The following is an 18,092-nucleotide window of genomic DNA, read 5'->3' as shown; positions in this document are numbered from 1 at the left end:
CCGCAACACGCCCAGCAAGACAGCCACGACGTACGGGTTGTCGAGGGCGACCTGGGCGACGGCCCGGTCGGCCAGTGCGGTCACCTGAATACCGGCCCCGGCCTCCCGCAACACGCCCAGCAGATTAGCGACGCCGTTCGGGTCGTCGAGGGCGACCTGGGCGACGGCCCGGTCGGCCAGTGCGGTCACCTGAATACCGGCCCCGACCTCCCGCAACACGCCCAGCAAGACAGCGACGGCATACGGGGCGTCGACGGCGACCTGGGCGACGGCCCGGTCGGCCAGTGCGGTCACCTGAGTACCGGCCCCGACCTCCCGCAACACGCCCAGCAGATCAGCGACGGCATACGGGGCGTCGAGGGCGACGTGGGCGGCGGGATTTCGGGCCAGCAATGCGGTCACCTGATCGTCGGCCCCGGCCTCCCGCAACACGCCCAGCAGCAAGGCGACGCCGCCCGGGTCGTCGAGAGCGGCCTGGGCGGCGGGATCGCGGGCCAGCAGCGCGGTCACCTGATCGTCGGCCCCGATCTCCCGCAACACGCCCAGCAGCAAGGCGACGCCGCCCGGGTCGTTGAGAGCGGCGTGTGAGGCGGCGTGGGCGGCAGGTCGTTGGTCGGTGGGGTGTAGGCGGTGCATGTGGTCGACGAGGGAGCGAGCGGCCCGCGGGTCGCCGTGGGTGGTGGCGTTCTTGTGCAGTTGGGTGGCGTCGCGGTACAGGCCGCGTTTCCAGGCGGCATTGCCGAGAGCGCCTTGGTCGGCGGGGTGGGCGTGGACGGCTATTGCCTCCCAGAAACCGATCGGTGGGATCTGGCCGGCGCGGGCTTGGCGGCCGTGCTGGTCGAGGTAGTCGGCCAACTGGTACACCGGCCCACCGTCGTGGGCTGATGCGTGGGGCGTGCGGCGCCTGCGGCCGTGGTGGGGTCGTTGGGTGCGGATGCGGGTGACCGGCCCCGAGGCGCCCTTGCAGGGTTGGGCGGTGTAGGCCAGTGCTCGTTCCAGCCAGTCCTGGCCGAGCTGGTCGTACTGGGTGGCGGTCAGGTAGGCCGGTACGGCTTCCTCCAGCAGCGACAAGGGCAGGGCGTTGCGGTGTCCCATCCGGCGGGCGTCCATCGCCGCCCAGATGAGCGCCTTGGCCGCCGGCTCCGCGGCGGTGAGCCGGGCCAGCAGTTCCGGTCCGCCGGCCAGGTACTGGGTGATCTGCCCGTCCTCGGCGTGCTCGATCGCCTCGGCCAGCCTCGCATCGGCGCCGGCCGCGTGCTGCAGGGCGGCCGGGTCGGCGCCGGTGAAGGTTTCGGGCACTTCGATGATCGTGCCGTCCAGGACCTGCCGCACCTGCGACCCCGGTCGCCGAGTCAACTCGGCGTGGTGCTCGGGCCACAGCGTGCCCAGCACCAGGACCGGGCCCCGGGCAGGGGCGGCCAGCAGCGTGCGCAGCCCGGCGGCGACCCGCTCCCCGGCCTCCCCGGCCAGGTAGTCCTGGGTCTCGTTCAACCACACCACCGTGCGCGGCCCGACCCGGTCCAGATCCCGCAGGGCCGCCTCCGGGCGGGTCGGATCGAAGGGATGCCACAACCGCCACCCGCCCGCCTCGCGCAGCGGCTCCAGCGCCTGCCAGCAGGCGCGGGTCTTGCCCGCCGACGACCCGGCAACCAGCACCGCCATCACACTGGCACCCCCGGCGGCCCGCCCGACGACCCCGGCGAGCTGCCGGTCATGAGACCGGGGCACATACGGCGGCAACGGCGGGAGCGTCCCCTCCCGCTCCGAAGCGATAGGCCGGTGCACCTCCAGCACGAACGGATCGGTCACCTCGCCCAGCGGCACACCCACCGCCGAGCCCAAACGCGCCGCGACCCACAGATCGCGGGCCCGTTGCGCCACATCATGGCCGTCCCACGTCGTGGTGGCGCGAGCCAGCACGGTGACCACCGCGACAACATCGGCCTGCGAAGGCGGTACCGCGGTGTCTCGGATGATCCGGTGGATCGTGTCCTTCTCCGGAGCCCCCGCCAGCCCATCGTCGGCGGCGACCAAGGCGGCCATCTCCTCCAGCGAAGGAGCCCCCGCCTCCACATACAGCTCATAGATCAAAGCCTTGAGATCCCTCAGCGGCCCGGGCGGGACCTGGGGCCGCGCGATCAGGCGCCGCCTCTTGGTGACCGGTCGGCCTTCATCGTCGCCACTCATCGCAAACCATCATCACGCCACCGGGCACCGACGCGCGCTGAAAAGCCCACACACCAGACGTAGCGACGTGCCCATCGCAACCCGGCACCGGGCTCCACGGCGGTCGCACGCTGGACATCAACCGGCCGGCACACACCCGCCCGACCCGATACACGGAGACACGCGATGACATCCACACCCGCTCTGACCCGCACCGAACGGCTCCTCCTAGCCGCGGCCGCCCTCCGCGGCACGCTCACCGGAGCCGCCCAAGCGATCACCCACTGGCTGCTCGACCACCTCACCAACTGACCAATCCCCGGTGGCAGGCCCGGCCCACCGCGCACCCGGCCGGACCCGCCGCGCCCCACCCCGCGCGGGGAAGCGCAGACGACTCCAGAAATTCGTACAGACGACTTCGGAAAACGACACGCTCCGGCGTGCGCCGCCCCGCGGCCAGCGCATCGAAGAAACGTGAAGGAAAAACCGAGTGTCCAACTAGCCTCCGCCCGCGCCCGCGGACAGCGCCTCGGCCGCCCCGGCACGGCCCCGGAGAAACCCGCGTCTTTCTGAACAGCGAGATTGGCAGCCGTTGACCGCCATCGAATAATGTTGCCCGACAGCGAGTTCACCGGATCTGGCGGTTGACTGCCGTTGGTTTCGGTTGGCGGGCTTCGCGCGTATTCCAGGCGTAACCAGGCAGCCCTCCGCCCTCAATCCCGCCGGGCCCCGGAGAGCCACTGCCTCGCTGACAGGGGTGGAGGAGCCGAGGAGGAAACCCGGCTCCCCCTCCACACCGACATGCCGGTGGCGCTCAGATACCGTTCGCCGGAGCGGGATCTCGGCTGAAGCGGCCCGCGCCCCCCTCGGTCGGCTCGATCCGCCAGCCCGGCGGGGGGACGTGCCCCGCAGCGCACACCGCCACGGTGGCCGACTCCAATACAACAGTGTGCTCGAACCTCGCCTCATCGAACCTGACGTCCCCGCCGAAGGTCGCCTCGCCGAACCAGGCGTCCCCGCCGAAGGTCGCCTCGCCGAACGAGGCGTCCCTGGAAAAGGTTGCCCCGCCGAACGAGGCGTTCGAGGAGAAGGTCGCCTGGCCGAACCCGGCGTGCTCGGAGAAGGCCGCCCCGCCGAATATGGCGTGCCTGGAAAAGGTCGCTCCGACGAACGAGGCGTTCGAGGAGAAGGGCGCCCCGCCGAACGAGGCGTTCGAGGAGAAGGTCGCCTGGTCGAACCCGGCGTGCCTGGAAAAGGTCGTCCTGCCGAACCCGGCGATCCCGGAAAAGGTCGCCTGGCCGAACTCCGCGTTTCCGGAGAAGGTCGCGTGGTCGAACCAGGCGTCCCCGGAGAAGGTCGCCCCGCGGAACTCCGCGTTCCCGGAGAAGGTCGCGTAACCGAACTCCGCGTCCCCGGAGAAGGTCGCGTTGGAGAAGTCTGCCCTTTGGACGGCGCAGAGGGCGAGGTCGAGGTCGGTGAGGGTGGCGCCGGTCAGGTCGAGGGAGACGCCGTTCCAGTGGTGTTCGGCGTCGGGGCGTAGGTGGGTGGCGAGGAGACGTTCGGCGGTGAGGCGGACTTGGCGTTCCTCGTGTGGGTCGGCGCCATGGGGTGCGGGTTCAAGGGGAGCAGGTCGGTTGTCTCGGGCGGCGCGGTAGCGGGCGGCGTTGCGGCGTGCGCGTTCGCGGTGTTGCTCCTCCTGGTCGGGACCGTCGGCCGGAGGCGGGGTGTAGGGCATGCGCAGGTAGGCGCAGATGATGTTGACGATGGTCTGCTGATGCCGGGGGTTGTCGTTGGCCAGCCGTTCCAGGGTGTACAGGGCGGTGAGGCGGACCGGGGCCTTGTCGGAGCCGAGTTGCTCTGCGGCGGCGTTGTACAGCTCGGTGATCCGCCGCTCGGCCGCGTCCAACTGCCCCAGCGCGGTCGCCAGCTCGGCGTGCCGCTGCCGCCTAAACGCCAGCATCAACCCGACCGCCGCGCCCGCACCACCGCCTGCGGCCAGTCCGGTGCGCACGGCGTCCACCCGGATCTTGGCCCGCTCGGTGCCGGGCGGGGCGTCATCGGCGACGTCCAGCAACCACGCGGTGGTCAGCCAGATCGCCAACACGGCCGCCCCCGCTGCCGCCAGCATCCAGAATCCCGCTGCCAACGGCCGCACCCGTAACGGTTTGCCCTCACGCCGATCTCGCGCCCGTGACCAGTGCCGTCGTATCGGCTCCAGCCCCCGCCTCACACGCCCATGCGCGCCGCCCGGCGCCACCTCACCCACACCGCTGTGACGCGGTCACCACCCCCACCGTTCACGATGCCGTGATCGGGGGCAACGACCGCATCCGGCCGGTAACCCGTCACGGTGCTTCCACAGAGTGCTGAAACGATGGGCGTGCCCGTTGTGGCCATTGGGTGGCCGCGCCCCGTGCGGCACCCGTTGACTGGCGGCTGTGGATGCGATGAAGCAGCCGGATCGGCGGGGACGGTACGAGCGGCCGGTGCGGCTGGTGCCGGTGGGGGTGGCGCTGGCGGGCACCTTCGCGGTCGCCGTGGCGGTCGCCGCGGGGACGCTGTGGCTGGGGCTGGACCTGCTGGACGTGCACGGGATCAAGCGCGAGCGGCAGATCGATTCCACGGTGCTGTTCGATCTGGTGAAGCTGTCGTTCGCGGTGGTCGCCGGGCTGGGCGGCCTGGTGGCGCTGGTGGTGGCCTACCGCAAGCAGCGCACCGAGGAGAACGCCGCGCTGCGTGAGGACACCAAGCTGCACAGCGACCGGTTCACCGCCGCGGTGGCCCAGCTCGGCGACGCCTCCCCCGCCGTCCAGTTGGGCGGAGTGCACGCTCTGGCGGGCTTGGCCGACGACGCCCCTACTCGCCAGCTACGCCAGACCTGTATCGACGTGCTGTGCGCCTACCTACGCCTTCCCTACAACCCCGACCCCGGCGCCGATCCGGCTGAGGGCCAAGACCTCGCCGAGCATGACCGCGCCCGCGCCGCCTACCGGGCGCTCCGGGAGGTCCGCCACACCGTCATCCGCACCATCGGCAACCACCTGCGCGACGATGCCACCGTTTCCTGGCAGGGCCACGACCTCGACTTCACCGATGTCGTCTTCGACGGCGGGGACTTCAGCCACGCCGTCTTCAACGCCAACCAGGTCTCATTCCGCGACGCCCGGTTCGAGGGCGGCACGGTCGGCTTCTCCAACGCCCGGTTCGTGGGCGGCACGGTCGACTTCTCCAACGCCCGGTTCGTGGGCGGCAGGGTCGACTTCTCCAACGCCCGGTTCGGGGGCGGCATCGTCGCCTTCTCCCGTGCCCGATTCGAGAGCGGCAGAGTCGACTTCTCCCGTGCCCGGTTCGAGAGCGGCACGGTCGGCTTCTCCTTCGCCCGGTTCGTGGGCGGCAGGGTCGACTTCTCCAACGCCCGGTTCAAGGGCGGCATCGTCGACTTCTTCCGCGCCGGGTTCGAGGGCGGCAGGGTCGACTTCTCCAACACCCGGTTCGAGAGCGGCACGGTCGACTTCCACGGTGCCCGGTTCGAGGACGGCACGGTCGACTTCCGCGACGCCCGGTTCGAGGACGGCACGGTCGACTTCCGCGTCGCACATGGGCGGAGACCCAAGGGATTGCCGGACGGCCTGGGCGCTCACCTGTCGTAAAACGATCGTCGCGGCCAGGTCCGGGCGCGTGGTCGGGTGAACCGGTCGATGGGGGCTGGGCGTCTGAGCGGCGTGGGTACGGTGGCGCCGGGCGGCGCGGGTGAGGGCTCAGGCCGGTCGGCCGGGTCGGCTGGGCACGTGGCGCGGGTCGGGTTGGTGGCTGGCGGCATCGTGTTGGTAGCGGTGGTGGTATGGGTGCTGGGGCCGGGCGCGAAGTGGTGGCTGGTGCACGTCGACGGGGTGAAGGTCGGCGGCCAGGACGGCCTGACCGGTAAGGACCTGGCGGACGCGCTGGACACGGTGCGGGGCCGGGCGATGGCGATCGCGACCGGGTTGCTGGCCGCCGTGGCGATCTACTACACCGCCTCCAACGCGACCTCGGCGCGCCGGTCGGCCCAGGCCGCGATCGAAGGAGTCGATGCCGCCCGCCGTTCCGCCGAGGCCACCGAGCTCGCACAACTCCGTACCTTCGAGCTGACGCAGGAAGGGCAGCGGCAAAGCGAGCAGGCCCAGCGCCGCACGCATGAGCTGACCGAGCAGGGGCAGCGCACCGACCGGTTCACCGCCGCCGTCGCCCAGCTCGGCGACCCCTCGCCCGCGATCCAGCTCGGCGGCGTCCACGCCCTGGCCGGCCTGGCCGACGACGCCCCCACCCGCGAGTTCCGCCAGACCTGCATCGACGTGCTGTGCGCGTTCCTGCGCCTGCCCTACGCCCCCGATCCCGGCGACGAACCAGCCGAGGGCCAGGACCCGGGCGAGCACGCTGCGGCCCGTCAGAGCTACCGGGCGGTCCGCGAGGTCCGCCACACCGTCATCCGCATCATCGGCGCACACCTGCGCGAGGATGCACCGGTGCTCTGGCAGGGCCATGACCTGGACTTCACCGACGTCGTCTTCGACGGCGGTGACTTCAGCCTCGCCGTCTTCCACGCCAACCAGGTCTCATTCCGGAACGCCCGGTTCGAGGGTGGCATGGTCAGCTTCTTCGGCGCTCGATTCCAGGGTGGCATGGTCAGCTTCTCCCACGCCCGGTTCGAGGGCGGCACGGTCAGCTTCTCCCACGCCCGGTTCGAGGGCGGCACGGTCGACTTCTCCGACGCCCGGTTCGGGGGCGGCACGGTCGACTTCACCGGCGCCCGGTTCGGGGGCGGCACGGTCGACTTCGTGAGAGCGAGCGGCCGACGGCCAAGGGGGTTGCCGGATGGCATGGCCGATCACCTGTCGTAAAACGATCGTTTCTTGGACAGTCACCGTCTGTCCGCTCTGGCGAACGCCGACCCGTGCCCAGAGTGTCAAAGAAACGCGTTGGTAAGACTGGGTGTTCAACTAGCCTCCGCCCACGGGCAGCGCCTCGGTCACCCCGGCGTGAGCACGTCCCGGACTCGATCGTGATTGACCACGACACGCTCGCCCAGGCGCTCACCGCAGGGGCGGGCGACACCCGCCGGCACCCAGAGGCCCATCCAGCGGGTCACCCACCCTGCCCACCGCGCCGCGAACCTCTACTAGTTCTCTTCGCCGTGGCTCAGGGCGTGTTGATCAGGAACACGCCGTCAGGCGCGGCAGCTCACTTCCTGAAGGAGTACGGCAAGGTCCGCGCGGCGCACCTCGACCCACTCACCGAGTGGTTGCCCGTGCCGATGGTGCTCGCGCTCATCGAGCGCCAGGTCCTCTTGGATGCTCCCGATGGCCTCGGTCAAGGAGGCGTCGCCGGGCTGCCGTTCCTGCCAGTCGGCCCATTCACGCGCCAGCGCCTCCGACGGCCACGTCCTCCTCAACCGCTTTCTGCCCGTCCTCAGCGTGGCCCGCCACTCACCCGACGGCAGTTCTTCGAAAGTCGCCATAAACTCATTCCTCCTTGGGTTCGTACTGGCGGATACTCGCCTGCCGCTTCCGCGCAACGCGGGGCGCTGCAGAACCGAACGTACTTGCCACCTACGGGTATGCGATCCGGTCCTGATCGTCGGCGAGCAACTCCGGAACTGACTCCCATTCCATTTCGACCGGTCACACAGGCGCGGCGATGACCGCCGCAGGCTCGAAACGCCCGCTCTCGTTCTCGGGAACATTAGCCCTTGGGGAAGATCCCACCGGAGTCGCGGTTGCAGGTCCACTATCTCGATTCGCATATCGCAAGGCGGATCACGGATTCGATCAAGGATCTGGCGCTCAGAGGTACCGGATACACCTCCGCACCGGGAGATTTCTCCTGCGGGGCTTATCGACGCGGGGACTCAAGCACGGGCCGCCGGAGGGTGTCAAGCCACCTGCCGGCGGCTTGACACCCTCCGGCGCCCGCGCTTGCCCAGCCCCCGTCGATAAGCCCCGCAGGATCCGAACGACATAGACGAGTTCATGCTCGGCTCCGGTCGACCGCATGGCGCACCGACAACGGATGTCTTTCCAGTTCAAGGCATGAGCGAGTCCCGCAGGTCCCAGGCGAGGCGCCGTCGGGGAAGGGAAAATGCGCTGCCGCTGGATGATCGCCTGGACGTGGTCTCTATTCGCTCTGCGGCCCACGCTCGGCAGGGCCTTCGGCGTCATTGGCCGTCGCGAGCGCCTTCTCAATTTCTTCGGGGCTCGGCCGTTGGGGGAGTTTGGCGCCTGGGCGGCGGAGGTACCAGCGGATGAACTCGCGGATCACGGCAGGGGCGCGGCGGAGGTTGACGGCCCGGAAGTCGGCCCAGTCCTGCTTGGCGACGCGGATCTCTGCGATCGGCATCTGGCCAGTGCGCGGCCGCGCCACCGAGCCTCCCTGACGTGCGACTTCCGGTATGCACGGCATCTTAGACGCCCCTCTCGGACCCGATCGGTTTCTGTCCCGACAAAAATATTCGCGCCAGGGGGTTGCCCACAAGGCTCCCCCTGTTATTTTTGTTGGGACAAGAACCCGGTGTCTCCTCCTCTGAGAACGACATGCACCGGCACCAAACCTCACCCGGCCCCGGGCTCCACCTTCCACAGCGCGCCCGGGACCGGGCCCCGTCCGATCACCAGACGAGCGAGCGACCCGAGGGCCGATCATGCACGAGCTTATGAGCACGCTTGCGCCGTGGGCACCCTACGCCGCGACCGCAACCGGCGGCGCCGCGGTCGCGGCCGCCCTTACCTGGGCGGGCACCCGACACCGAAGACCACCCGACGGCGCCCGGCCGAAAGTGCGCGCCAGTCGGGGGGATTTGGCGGCTGCGGCGATCGCGACGGCGGTGTCGGCCGAGGGGATGTGGGAGACGTTCGGCGGGATGGCGCTGCCGCCGTTGCTGCGGGCGGGGACGTTCGCGTTCATCGAGATCATGGTGGTGCAGTCGGCGCGGCGGGCCCGCCGGTCGATGGCCGAGGGGTACGGGCCCGGCGTCGACGGGGTGGCGATGTGGGTGTTGACGTGTCTGTCGGCGGTGTTGTCGGCCAGTCACGAGATCACCGCCACCCACCCCAACGCCGCGATCGTGATGGTGCGGCTGGTCGCGCCGCTGATCGCGGCGTGGGGGTGGGAGCGCAACATGCGGCTGGAGCGCCGCCGCCGTGGGCTTGCGTCGGGGATCAATTGGCGGTTCACCACCGAGCGGCTGCTGATCCGGCTCGGTGTCGCCGAGCCGGGCGAGCGCAGCGCCGCCACCGTTGACTCCCACCGCCGGGTGGCCGCGGTGGCGCGTGCCGCCAACCGGGCCCGGCGGCTGGAGCAGGTCGGTGCGTGGCGGTGGCGGCAGCGTCGCGCCATCGCCCGCCTCGACCGCCTGTACGAAGAAGCCGAAGAGCACGCCGGTCTGTCCTCGGACGCTGATCTGCAGCGGCAGTTGCTCGCGCAGGTCGGCGCCCTTTACAACACCCGTTCGCTGGTGCGGCTGGGTGCCCGCCCCTGGTGGGCGGCAACCAACACGCCGCACGGCGACCCGCCCCTCTCCGACACCGGGTCCGGCACCGTCGAGGACGAGCCGTCGGCGACGACGGTCAGTCTGCTGAGCCGCATCGGGGAGCGGCGTGCCGACCGGCGTCTTGGCGTCCGCCCCGGACGCCGTACGGGCGAGCCCCGTACGGAGACCCGTACGGAGCCCCGTACGGACGAGTTCCGTACGGGTGGCGGCGAGCGGGACCGTACGGCTCCGCCACTGACACTCTCGCCCGTACGAGCCTCGCCTCCGGCGGCCCCGTCCGGGCTGGGATGGCTCGACCATACGGCCCCCCTCACCCCGCTGGATACGGCTCGTGCCGTACGGGTGTACGGGACCGTGCCGAGCGTGCTCGTCCGGCCGGTCTGGCCGCTGGACCCCGTCCGCCCCGCCGCGCCTGAGCCCTCCCGCGCGCACCGTCCGGCCCGTACGAAGAAGGGTCCTGCTGCGCGGACGGCCGCCAGGAAGGGGCGCAAGTCGCGGGAGTACTGGGTCGGTGTGCTGGCCGAGGAGATCCGCAGGGCCGAAGCCGCGGGCGGTACGTGGGAGCCGGTCTACGAGGGTCCGAACGGGTTGAAGGCCCGTACGGGCTATGAGCGGTCGTGGTGCGAGAAGACCGTACGCGCCGCCAAGAAGGCCGCTCAAACTGCCGCCGCGCCCCGTACGGGCGAGCCGCTCGTACGGACGGACGCCAGCGGCACCTGACTCCCCCAGACCACTCCCCCGTACGCCTTTGCCCGCTTGCGCGTACGCGCTCGTCAGGAACGGGAGTTCCCGTGACCGATCCGCATGAGGACGATCAGCCGCCGGTCAGTCTCGTCAAGTCCACCCGCGCCGACAGCACCGATCTGGACACCACTGGTGAGGAGGTTCTCGAAGGGACCGTGCTTGACGTCCGCCCGCGGCCGGTCGCTGCGGTCCGCGACGCCGTGACCGAGGTCGTCACCCACCCCGGTTCCCGCACCGTCGGCCGTCAGGTGCTGTATGTGGCGGCGGGTGCGGTGGTGGTGGCGCGGCGGTTGTGGGACGCGCGCACCACCGCCCGGTACGAGCGGATGCTCCGCGCGGCCGAGGCGGCCGGTGATCTGGAGGCCGCGCTGGAGTGGGAGGCCCGCGCCGCCGCGTTCCGCAAGGACCGGCACGCCCGCCGCATGGACCTGCTGGAACTACCCATCCGCGCGCTGGCCGCACTCCCCAGGGTCGCGGCCGGGGTGGTCGCGCTGCTGGTCGGCCTCGGAGCCCTGCTCGCGCTCGCCGCCGACGACCCCCACCAGATCGCCGCCCCGACCCTGGCCGTGGCGAACGCCGTGCAGCTCCTGGTGGTCGCCGTGGGGGTGGCGTGGGGGCCGCTGCTGCTGGCCGCGCCGTGGGTGGCGGTGGCCCTGCTGTGGCGGCTGGGCCGCTCTCAGGCCGCGTCGATCGGGTGGATCGCCACGGCTGATGACACCGATGTGGATCTGGTGATCGATGAGACCACCATCGCCCGCGCCCTGGAAGCGTTGCGGATTCAGCAGATCACCGCCTACTTCAAGCAGGGACTGCTGTTGCAGTACCTGGTCCCGGTCCGCCGCGACGGCCGCGGCACCCACACCGTCGTCCGCCTGCCCGCAGGGGTGACCGCCGAACGGATCGCGCGGCGCCGCGCCGACCTGGCCGCCGGTCTGCACCGCCTGGCCAAAGAGGTGTGGCCCACCACCGGCTCCGAAGCCGGGATCCTCGACCTGTGGATCGCCGACAAAGGCGTCCTGGCCGAAGGCGCCGGCCCCTACCCGCTGCTGGAGGAGGGGCTGGCCGACCTGTTCCGGGGCGTGCCGATCGGCCGGACGCTGCGCGGCGACCCCATCCCCGCGCCCATGATGGAGCGCAACTCCATCGTCGGAGGGATGCCCGGCCAGGGCAAAAGCGCCCTGGCCCGCGCGCTGATGGCCGGCGCCGCCCTGGATCCGACCGCTGAGCTGCGGATCTGGGTGCCCGACGCCAACTACGACTTTCAAGTTTTCCAGCGGCGCTGCTCCCGGTATGTGATGGGCGCCGACCGGGCCGACATCGAGCAGATCCGCGACGACCTGCGCGAACTGCACGAGGAAGTGCAGCGGCGCGGGGACCTGCTGGTCCAGTACCGCACCCCCGAGGTCACCCGCACCATCGCCTCCCGCGGAGTCGGTTTGCATCCGCTGGTGTGCCTGCTGGAGGAGGCGCATGTGGCGATCAACCACCCCGAGTTCGGTGCCGAGATCGCCTGGCTGCTGGTCGAGATCACCCGGCTGGGCCGCAAACGCGGCATCCACCTGATCGTCTCCACCCAAGCCCCCACCAAGAACTCCATCCCCCGCGATGTGACCCGCAACTGCACCAACGGGTTCGCCTTCGCCGTCGGCGACCACCACGCCAACGACGCCCTACTCGGCCAAGGCGCCTACGCCGGCGGACACCGCGCCACCGAACTCATCCCCGGCGTCGACCGCGGCACCTGCGTCGCCAAAGGCATCACCGGCGAACGCTCCGACATCATCCAGGCCTACTTCCTGGACGTCTCCGAACACAACGACCAGGTCACCCCCCTCATCAACCGCGCACTGACCGAACTGGACCGGCGCGGACTCGCGGTGCCCGGCTCCGACCTGCCCCGCACCAGCAGCGGGCCGCGGGATCTGCTCGACGACCTGGACCAGGTGCTCGGCAGCGAGCGGGTCCGGCTGGCCGACGTGCCGGTCCTGCTCCGCGAACTCGCCCCCGAGTGGGGCCCCTACCGCACCCTGATCGGCTCCCAGCTCCGCAAGCGGCTGGAGGCCTACGGGATCCGGGTCACCAACACCGGCAACGTCCTACGCCTGGACCCGGCCGAGGTCCGCCGCGCCCGCGCCCAACGCCCCACCACCGACCGCACCCCCGACCGCACCCCCAGCGGCACCGCCCAGGGCGAGTGAGTTAGGTGACCGCCTCCCGCCGCACCCCGTTTCCAGGGGCTCCCAGGGGTCCGCCAAGCGGCACCTAACCCACCTAACTCACCTAACTTTCCGCAGGCCAGACCCCAAGTTAGGTCCCCGCCACGGCCGAGTGAGATCACTAACTCAGTTAGGTCGGGCCACCTAACTCACACACCCCCGTCCAAGCCCCTCAGGAGGGCACCATGGCACCCAGAAAACCAGCACCCGGCACCACCCCGACCCGCCAACGTCCGGCCCGCACTCCCGCCAAGGGCAAGCCCGCGACCACGAAACGCTCGCAGGCCCGCAAACCGCCCGACCGGGGCGGCCACGTCAAGGCCCACACCCGGCGCACCAAGCACGGCACCGTGCACGTCGGCGCCCACGACCGAAGCTCCCGCCGAGCCCAATGGGCCACCGCAGGGAACACTTGGGGCGGAGCGGCGGCCGCCGGAGTGCTCGCCCTCGGCCTGGTCCTTCAACTCTCCTTCACCCTGGTCGCGGCCGCCGCGATCATCCTGGCCGTCATAGTGAAGGTGCTGGTCTACCTGCTCACCGCCCAAGACCTCGGCCAACCCGCCCACCGCCGACCCCGTGGGGGCAGCGGACGGCACACCAAACGCCGCTCCACCAGCCGCTCCTCCGGCCGCTCGACCAGCCGGAGGCGCAGCAGATGAACTCCCTGACCTGCGCCCCCGTACTCGCCGACGCCAGTGAAGGGTCTCCCGTCACCGGCGGGCTGCTGTTCCTGCTGATCGTCGTCGGGCTGCTGATCTGGTGGCGGTTCGACGTCCGCACCCGGCCCTGGCTGCCCTGCCGCACCTGCCACGGCCGCGCCCGCCACCCTTCGATCTTCCGCGCCGACGCCTGGGGCGAATGCCCCACCTGCGACGGCACCGGCCGCCGCCCCCGCTCCATCACCCGCCGAAACCACCAGTGGTGAACCGCCTGATCGTGGCGGCATCCGCCGCCATCGCGCTCACCGCGCTGTCCGGCCGGATCGAGGTCGGCGCAGGCGCGGCCCTGGCCGTGCTGGCGCTGTGGTGGATCCTGACCGGCGGTGTCCACAACCGCCTCGAACAGCGCGAGCACCGCTCACCCCGCCGGGGAGAGCGGACCTGACCAAACCCCGACCGCCCTCCTCGCCTTCCGTCCAGCCCCGGAGAACACCCGTTCTCCGGGGCTGATCCATGACCGCCGTTCTCACCCCACCGCGAACCGGGGGCCCTGATGACCGACGAACCCACGCCGCTCGCGGTCACCGACCGACCCGACCCCGAGCCACCCGACACCCCGCCCACAACACCAGATCAAGATCATTCCCAACCCCCCATAACCCCAGTTATGTGGGACCCGCAGAACACCGACAACACCACCCCCGGCAAGATCATCTTGCCCGGCGGTCCGGGCGGCGGGGCCCTGACGATCGCCTGGCCTGGCGGCCTCGAAGCCGCGATGCAGATCTGGTTGCGCGCCTACACCAGTCCCAACACCCGCGACGCCTACCGCCGCGACGTCCAACGCTGGTTCGCCTGGTGCCACGATTACGGCATCGAGGTCGCCGACGCCCGCCGCGGCGACGTCGACGCCTACCGCGCCGAACTCGACGACCACGACCCACCACTCGCGCCGCGCACCCGGCGGCGGCGCCTGGCCGTCATCTCCTCCTTCTACACCTACTGGCTCATCGAAGACGCCCTGCCCCGCAACCCCGCCGCACACGTCCGCCGCCCCCGCCAACCCGACCAGCCCAGCAGCATCGCCCTCACCCGCCCCCAGGCCGCCGACCTGATCGCGGCGGCCGACGCCGATGGGCTTCGCTCTGCGATCATCACCCGGCTGCTGCTGGAAACCGGGATGCGCGTCTCGGAGCTGTGCGGCGCGGGCGCCGACGACCTGGGCTCCACCTCGGGGCACCGCACGCTGGACATCGTCCGCAAAGGCGGCAAGACCGCCACCCTGCCCATCACGCCGGCGACCGCCCACCTCATCGACCGCTACCTCAACGGCCGCACCGACGGGCCGCTGCTACGCACCTCCGGCGCCAAAAGCGACGGCGTCCCCCGCCGGTCGACCGCGGCTACCTCCGCCACCTCCTACGCCGCCTGGCCGTCGAAGCCGGACTGCCGCACGAGGTGTGCTAGGTGATGCACCCGCACGTCCTGCGCCACACCGTGGCAACGCTTCTAGACGAGGAAGACGTGCCCGTGCAGGAGATCCAGCGGCTCCTCGGCCACGCCGACCCGCGCACCACCCAGGGCTACATCGACAAGCGCCGGACTCTGGACGCCTCGCCGGTCTATGTCATGGGACGGCTCCTCGCCCGTACGTGAACCAGCTTCGCCCCGTCGACCGTCCCAAGACCCCTCAACCGTCCCCGCTCCCCGAACCCCGCCCCCGAACCCGTCAACACGCATACCGGGGGCAGCCGCCACGTTGCACGACGCGGCCGACTTCGTTGCCTGGTGCGCTGCCGCGGGCCACGCGACGCTGCGGTGACCGAGGGACACTGGCCGGGTACGCTGAGCACCTGTGCGACCGCGAACTGTCCCCCGGCCTCGGTCAGCCAGGCCATCGTGGCGGTCCGCGCCGCGCACACCACCACCAGGCACGTACATACCGGGCTGAGTTCCTTGGGGCTCGGCCTGGTCAGTGCTGCTTTGGTTCTGCATGCTGTGGGCCGCCCCCCTGGAGTGAGTGACTGCCTGTGCCGGACGCACCGGGTAGGTGGATCCAGCCTTCGGTCTTGAGCCTCTTCACCCTGACGCTGATGGGCTCGTACTCGGCGGCGTTCGCGTAACCGGGGCCGTGGGCGATGACGGACTCGTAGACGAAGTTCGAGACGATGAGGCCGAGGTCGGCCCCGGTCGCAGCGAGCCGGTCCTTCAGCGGGCGGGCGTCCAGCAGCCGGGCGGTGCGGATCAGCGCCCAGCCGGACACGCCGGGCGGGTCGGGCATCACCAGGCCGACGTGCACCGCGACCCGCAACTGGATGCGGACGGCGCCGGTCGACCGCTCGTTGTGCCGGCGCAGCCGCACCGCCAGCGACGCGATCATTGGCTGGACGACGGCCGCGGTCGGCACCTCGGGCGGGACGACGATCAGCGCGCCGTCGCCGCGGTCCTCGATGTGGCAGGCGTCCCAGGGCACCGCCGCCTCCTCGAACGCGACGAGCAGCACGGCGTACATGGCGCGGCGCATTTCGAGGCGGTCGCGGTCGTTGCGGCGGGACGCGCTGAACCCGGCGATGTCGGTGAAGACGATGGTGCAGTTCCCTGTCGGGGGCGAGCCGGTATGGTTCGGCGGGCTGATCCGCATGGGTTGCGTGGGCTCGTCCTCCAACAGTGCGGACTCGTCGCGCAGTGCGGACTCGTCGCGCAGCGCGCGCACCTGCTGCGCCGCGCGTCCGGACTGGGCACCGGACGCGTCCTGCCCCCGGACCCCAGTCTGTACGCCCGGCGCGTACGGCGTCGCGGAACCGTACGGCCCCGGCGGCGTGTCGTCCGCCTGCTCGGTCAGCCGGTCGTACACCACCCGTTCGAGGACGGCGACCACACGCGGATGCTCACTCAGATAGGCCGCGAACTGCTGCGTGGTCACGCGCAGCCCGCGCACGGTGTCCATCGCGACGATGGTGGCCGACCGCCGGCGCAGCAGCAGCGCCGCGCGCTCGCCGACGATGTCGCCCGGGCCGCGGAACGCGATGACGCGCTCGTGTCCGCCCCGGTTCACCGAGACCCTGACCGTGCCGGACTTGATCACGACTGTGTGGTCGGCGGCCTGCCCCTCCGACCACAGCGTGGTGCCGACCGGATAGCGGACCTCCTGGACGATAGCCAGGAGCGCGTTCTGCTCACCCTCGGTGAGGTACTCCCAGAAGCCCTGACGCAGTGGGGGGATGGGTCTGGGTGCTGGTGATGGGCGGATGTTGTCGGCCCGGCGGACCGCTTCGGCGGCGTCCCGCGCGGGGGTGCGGCGGCTCAGCAGTTGCGCGGCGGCCTCACCGAACGAGCTTTCCCTGATCAGGTTCCTGAGGCGTTCCAGGGCGTCGTCCAACTCTTCGTGAGCGCTCATCACCGGTCACCTCCCTGCGTGCGTCGCCGGTGGCGGTACAGCAATCCCTCGACCGCCCGGGCGGTGAGGCCGCCCCCGATCAGTTCGGCGATCTCGGCGCGGCTGTATCCCTCCGCGGCCAGCACCACCGCGGCCCGCACCGTGACGCTATCGATGTCCTGCAGGCCGCGTCTGATCGCATCGCGATCGGCGACGACGTCCTCCGGGCCGGGCACTCCCTCCAGCCGCCATTCATCGATGTCCCCGGGCTGTTCGCACTCAGGGGCCAGCGACCGTAACCAGACCCGATAGGTGCGGGAGAACTGGTAGATACAGGCGCCGATGAAGTAGGTCCGCAGGCTCGCACCGCGCTCGACGTCCCACCGGTCCTCGACCAGGCCGGTCCGGAAGGCCCTGAGCGCGCGGGCGACGGTCTCCAAGGTCAGCTCCAGCCGATCGTCTTGCGACCAGCCCGTCGGCGGCCGCGGCAGCCTGATCCCCTTCTCGGCGCACTTGACGAAGATCAGCTCCGAGCCCAGCCACGCGGAGATCACGGCCATCCCTTGCCCAGCCAACTCTTCGGCGAACTCTCGGTAGACCGGCCCGGCGAAGCCGTGCTCGGCCAGGAACTCCACAAGCTGCTGGTCGGCCTTGAGCCTCCCATCGTCATGCTCCTCGTCCCGCATCGACACCCGTTCCGCTGCATCCGCCGGTCGCGCACGCCGTCCCCCGGCGCCGCCGAGTCCCATTCCCTTGAGTCATAAGCCGCCGTGTCGTCACCACCCCACGCCCGCAACCGAAACCGGCCCGACCCGGCCGCCGCCGTGGGCTCCACCGGAGCCCACGGCCTATGCCTTCGGTAACAGCTCACACGGCCAGCGGCCTACGATCCAGGAGAAAATGCACATGACTCGCCCCGATCCCCGGCACAAGCCCCTGCTCACCCCCCGCACGGCACTGGTACTGCTCCTCGCGGTGCTGAGCGGGATCGGGGCCGGACTGCTCGCCCTGGCGGCCGACCATGGTGCGGCAGAAAGCATCATGACCGGCTGTGGCGCTGCGGCGGCCGGCGTGCCGTTCTTCGACCAGCTGATCACCGAAGAATGATCGACCATGTTGTCAGCCACAAGCAGCCGTCGCGGGCCCGGTGCGTATTCTCCTCGGGCTTCCGGACGCTTGGGGGAGGGACTTGGGCCGTGATGCGGCCGTGTCGCGTTCGATCATGGCGCGGTGGTGATGAAACGGTCGCATGGCCGCGGCGGGGCGCTGGCGGGACCGGTCGAGGGGCGTCGGCGCCGACCTCGGCGGCCTGGCGCCAGTACCGCTTGGACGCCGGACCGGCCAGGGCGGGTCTTCATGAGGACGTCGGCTTGGGCTTGCCCAACCACCCCTGCCGCTCACAGCTCGTG

16 protein-coding genes and 1 pseudogene are annotated in these 18,092 nt (G+C 70.9%); 11 read left to right on the top strand and 6 right to left on the bottom strand.

What is annotated here, in order from left to right:
• Positions 1 to 2,187: pseudogene (locus tag ACH01S_RS18790) on the bottom strand (hypothetical protein); the annotation flags it as partial.
• Positions 2,188 to 2,352: 165 nt separating this feature from the next.
• On the opposite strand from ACH01S_RS18790, the gene ACH01S_RS46050 reads away from it, so the two are divergent.
• Entirely contained in the window at positions 2,353 to 2,478 is a 126-nt protein-coding gene (locus ACH01S_RS46050; RefSeq protein WP_255220249.1) for a hypothetical protein, read from the top strand.
• 502 nt (positions 2,479 to 2,980) lie between these two features.
• On the opposite strand, the gene ACH01S_RS18785 is transcribed toward ACH01S_RS46050, so the two are convergent.
• Complete coding sequence (locus tag ACH01S_RS18785; RefSeq protein ID WP_148344006.1) at positions 2,981 to 4,294, bottom strand: pentapeptide repeat-containing protein; 1,314 nt, start codon at positions 4,292 to 4,294, stop codon at positions 2,981 to 2,983.
• A 319-nt stretch (positions 4,295 to 4,613) separates the two neighbouring features.
• Between ACH01S_RS18785 and ACH01S_RS18780 the strand changes: the two genes are divergently transcribed.
• Both ACH01S_RS18780 and ACH01S_RS18775 read left to right on the top strand, forming a co-directional pair.
• On the top strand, positions 4,614 to 5,816 hold the full coding sequence (locus ACH01S_RS18780) for a pentapeptide repeat-containing protein (RefSeq protein ID WP_067892919.1): 1,203 nt from the start codon (positions 4,614 to 4,616) through the stop codon (positions 5,814 to 5,816).
• A gap of 156 nt (positions 5,817 to 5,972) precedes the next feature.
• The gene (locus ACH01S_RS18775; protein WP_218010310.1) at positions 5,973 to 7,043 is read left to right on the top strand and encodes a pentapeptide repeat-containing protein; all 1,071 of its coding nucleotides are present in this window, start codon (positions 5,973 to 5,975) and stop codon (positions 7,041 to 7,043) included.
• A 326-nt stretch (positions 7,044 to 7,369) separates the two neighbouring features.
• Here ACH01S_RS18775 and ACH01S_RS18770 read toward each other — a convergent pair whose 3' ends face one another.
• Entirely contained in the window at positions 7,370 to 7,660 is a 291-nt protein-coding gene (locus ACH01S_RS18770; RefSeq protein ID WP_067892915.1) for a hypothetical protein, read from the bottom strand.
• Between the two features lie 656 nt (positions 7,661 to 8,316).
• The gene (locus tag ACH01S_RS18765) at positions 8,317 to 8,538 is read right to left on the bottom strand and encodes a hypothetical protein (RefSeq protein ID WP_067892914.1); all 222 of its coding nucleotides are present in this window, start codon (positions 8,536 to 8,538) and stop codon (positions 8,317 to 8,319) included.
• 457 nt (positions 8,539 to 8,995) lie between these two features.
• Between ACH01S_RS18765 and ACH01S_RS43655 the strand changes: the two genes are divergently transcribed.
• From ACH01S_RS43655 to ACH01S_RS18730, 7 genes are all read left to right on the top strand, one after another.
• On the top strand, positions 8,996 to 10,408 hold the full coding sequence (locus ACH01S_RS43655; protein WP_148344007.1) for a hypothetical protein: 1,413 nt from the start codon (positions 8,996 to 8,998) through the stop codon (positions 10,406 to 10,408).
• A gap of 71 nt (positions 10,409 to 10,479) precedes the next feature.
• Positions 10,480 to 12,630 carry an ATP-binding protein gene (locus ACH01S_RS18755; protein ID WP_067892908.1) on the top strand — a complete coding sequence of 717 codons (2,151 nt, stop codon included), beginning with the start codon at positions 10,480 to 10,482 and terminating at the stop codon, positions 12,628 to 12,630.
• Positions 12,631 to 12,833: 203 nt separating this feature from the next.
• Complete coding sequence (locus ACH01S_RS43650; protein WP_148344008.1) at positions 12,834 to 13,307, top strand: hypothetical protein; 474 nt, start codon at positions 12,834 to 12,836, stop codon at positions 13,305 to 13,307.
• Positions 13,304 to 13,573: a hypothetical protein gene (locus tag ACH01S_RS18745; RefSeq protein WP_067892905.1), complete on the top strand. Its 270-nt coding sequence runs from the start codon at positions 13,304 to 13,306 to the stop codon at positions 13,571 to 13,573. The genes ACH01S_RS43650 and ACH01S_RS18745 overlap by 4 nt, the downstream gene beginning before the upstream one ends.
• Positions 13,570 to 13,752, top strand: coding sequence for a hypothetical protein (locus ACH01S_RS18740; protein WP_148344009.1), 183 nt, complete (start codon positions 13,570 to 13,572; stop codon positions 13,750 to 13,752). The genes ACH01S_RS18745 and ACH01S_RS18740 overlap by 4 nt, the downstream gene beginning before the upstream one ends.
• A gap of 108 nt (positions 13,753 to 13,860) precedes the next feature.
• Positions 13,861 to 14,778 carry a tyrosine-type recombinase/integrase gene (locus ACH01S_RS18735; protein WP_148344010.1) on the top strand — a complete coding sequence of 306 codons (918 nt, stop codon included), beginning with the start codon at positions 13,861 to 13,863 and terminating at the stop codon, positions 14,776 to 14,778.
• Positions 14,778 to 14,963 (top strand): tyrosine-type recombinase/integrase, encoded by a 186-nt coding sequence (locus ACH01S_RS18730; RefSeq protein ID WP_255220255.1) that lies wholly within the window; start codon positions 14,778 to 14,780, stop codon positions 14,961 to 14,963. The genes ACH01S_RS18735 and ACH01S_RS18730 overlap by 1 nt, the downstream gene beginning before the upstream one ends.
• A gap of 316 nt (positions 14,964 to 15,279) precedes the next feature.
• Here ACH01S_RS18730 and ACH01S_RS18725 read toward each other — a convergent pair whose 3' ends face one another.
• Both ACH01S_RS18725 and ACH01S_RS18720 read right to left on the bottom strand, forming a co-directional pair.
• The gene (locus ACH01S_RS18725) at positions 15,280 to 16,704 is read right to left on the bottom strand and encodes a cyclic nucleotide-binding domain-containing protein (RefSeq protein ID WP_083980851.1); all 1,425 of its coding nucleotides are present in this window, start codon (positions 16,702 to 16,704) and stop codon (positions 15,280 to 15,282) included.
• Positions 16,704 to 17,369, bottom strand: coding sequence for an RNA polymerase sigma factor (locus ACH01S_RS18720; protein WP_067892896.1), 666 nt, complete (start codon positions 17,367 to 17,369; stop codon positions 16,704 to 16,706). The genes ACH01S_RS18725 and ACH01S_RS18720 overlap by 1 nt, the downstream gene beginning before the upstream one ends.
• 220 nt (positions 17,370 to 17,589) lie before the next feature.
• Between ACH01S_RS18720 and ACH01S_RS18715 the strand changes: the two genes are divergently transcribed.
• Positions 17,590 to 17,790: a hypothetical protein gene (locus tag ACH01S_RS18715; RefSeq protein WP_067892954.1), complete on the top strand. Its 201-nt coding sequence runs from the start codon at positions 17,590 to 17,592 to the stop codon at positions 17,788 to 17,790.
• Positions 17,791 to 18,092: the final 302 nt, after the last annotated feature.

The organism is Actinomadura chibensis NBRC 106107, from assembly GCF_001552135.1.
Taxonomy (GTDB): domain Bacteria; phylum Actinomycetota; class Actinomycetes; order Streptosporangiales; family Streptosporangiaceae; genus Spirillospora; species Spirillospora chibensis.
This window is presented reverse-complemented; position numbering and strand designations above follow the sequence as displayed.

What these genes read in the sequence shown, in the direction of transcription:
- ACH01S_RS18745 (WP_067892905.1), top strand. Translation starts at nt 13,304, where the DNA reads ATGAACTCCCTGACCTGCGCCCCCGTACTCGCCGACGCCAGTGAAGGG.
- ACH01S_RS43650 (WP_148344008.1), top strand. Translation starts at nt 12,834, where the DNA reads ATGGCACCCAGAAAACCAGCACCCGGCACCACCCCGACCCGCCAACGT.
- ACH01S_RS18730 (WP_255220255.1), top strand. Translation starts at nt 14,778, where the DNA reads ATGCACCCGCACGTCCTGCGCCACACCGTGGCAACGCTTCTAGACGAG.
- ACH01S_RS18720 (WP_067892896.1), bottom strand. Translation starts at nt 17,369, where the DNA reads ATGCGGGACGAGGAGCATGACGATGGGAGGCTCAAGGCCGACCAGCAG.
- ACH01S_RS18770 (WP_067892915.1), bottom strand. Translation starts at nt 7,660, where the DNA reads ATGGCGACTTTCGAAGAACTGCCGTCGGGTGAGTGGCGGGCCACGCTG.
- ACH01S_RS18735 (WP_148344010.1), top strand. Translation starts at nt 13,861, where the DNA reads ATGACCGACGAACCCACGCCGCTCGCGGTCACCGACCGACCCGACCCC.
- ACH01S_RS18780 (WP_067892919.1), top strand. Translation starts at nt 4,614, where the DNA reads ATGAAGCAGCCGGATCGGCGGGGACGGTACGAGCGGCCGGTGCGGCTG.
- ACH01S_RS18785 (WP_148344006.1), bottom strand. Translation starts at nt 4,294, where the DNA reads ATGCTGGCGGCAGCGGGGGCGGCCGTGTTGGCGATCTGGCTGACCACC.
- ACH01S_RS18715 (WP_067892954.1), top strand. Translation starts at nt 17,590, where the DNA reads ATGACTCGCCCCGATCCCCGGCACAAGCCCCTGCTCACCCCCCGCACG.
- ACH01S_RS18765 (WP_067892914.1), bottom strand. Translation starts at nt 8,538, where the DNA reads ATGCCGATCGCAGAGATCCGCGTCGCCAAGCAGGACTGGGCCGACTTC.
- ACH01S_RS18725 (WP_083980851.1), bottom strand. Translation starts at nt 16,704, where the DNA reads ATGAGCGCTCACGAAGAGTTGGACGACGCCCTGGAACGCCTCAGGAAC.
- ACH01S_RS46050 (WP_255220249.1), top strand. Translation starts at nt 2,353, where the DNA reads ATGACATCCACACCCGCTCTGACCCGCACCGAACGGCTCCTCCTAGCC.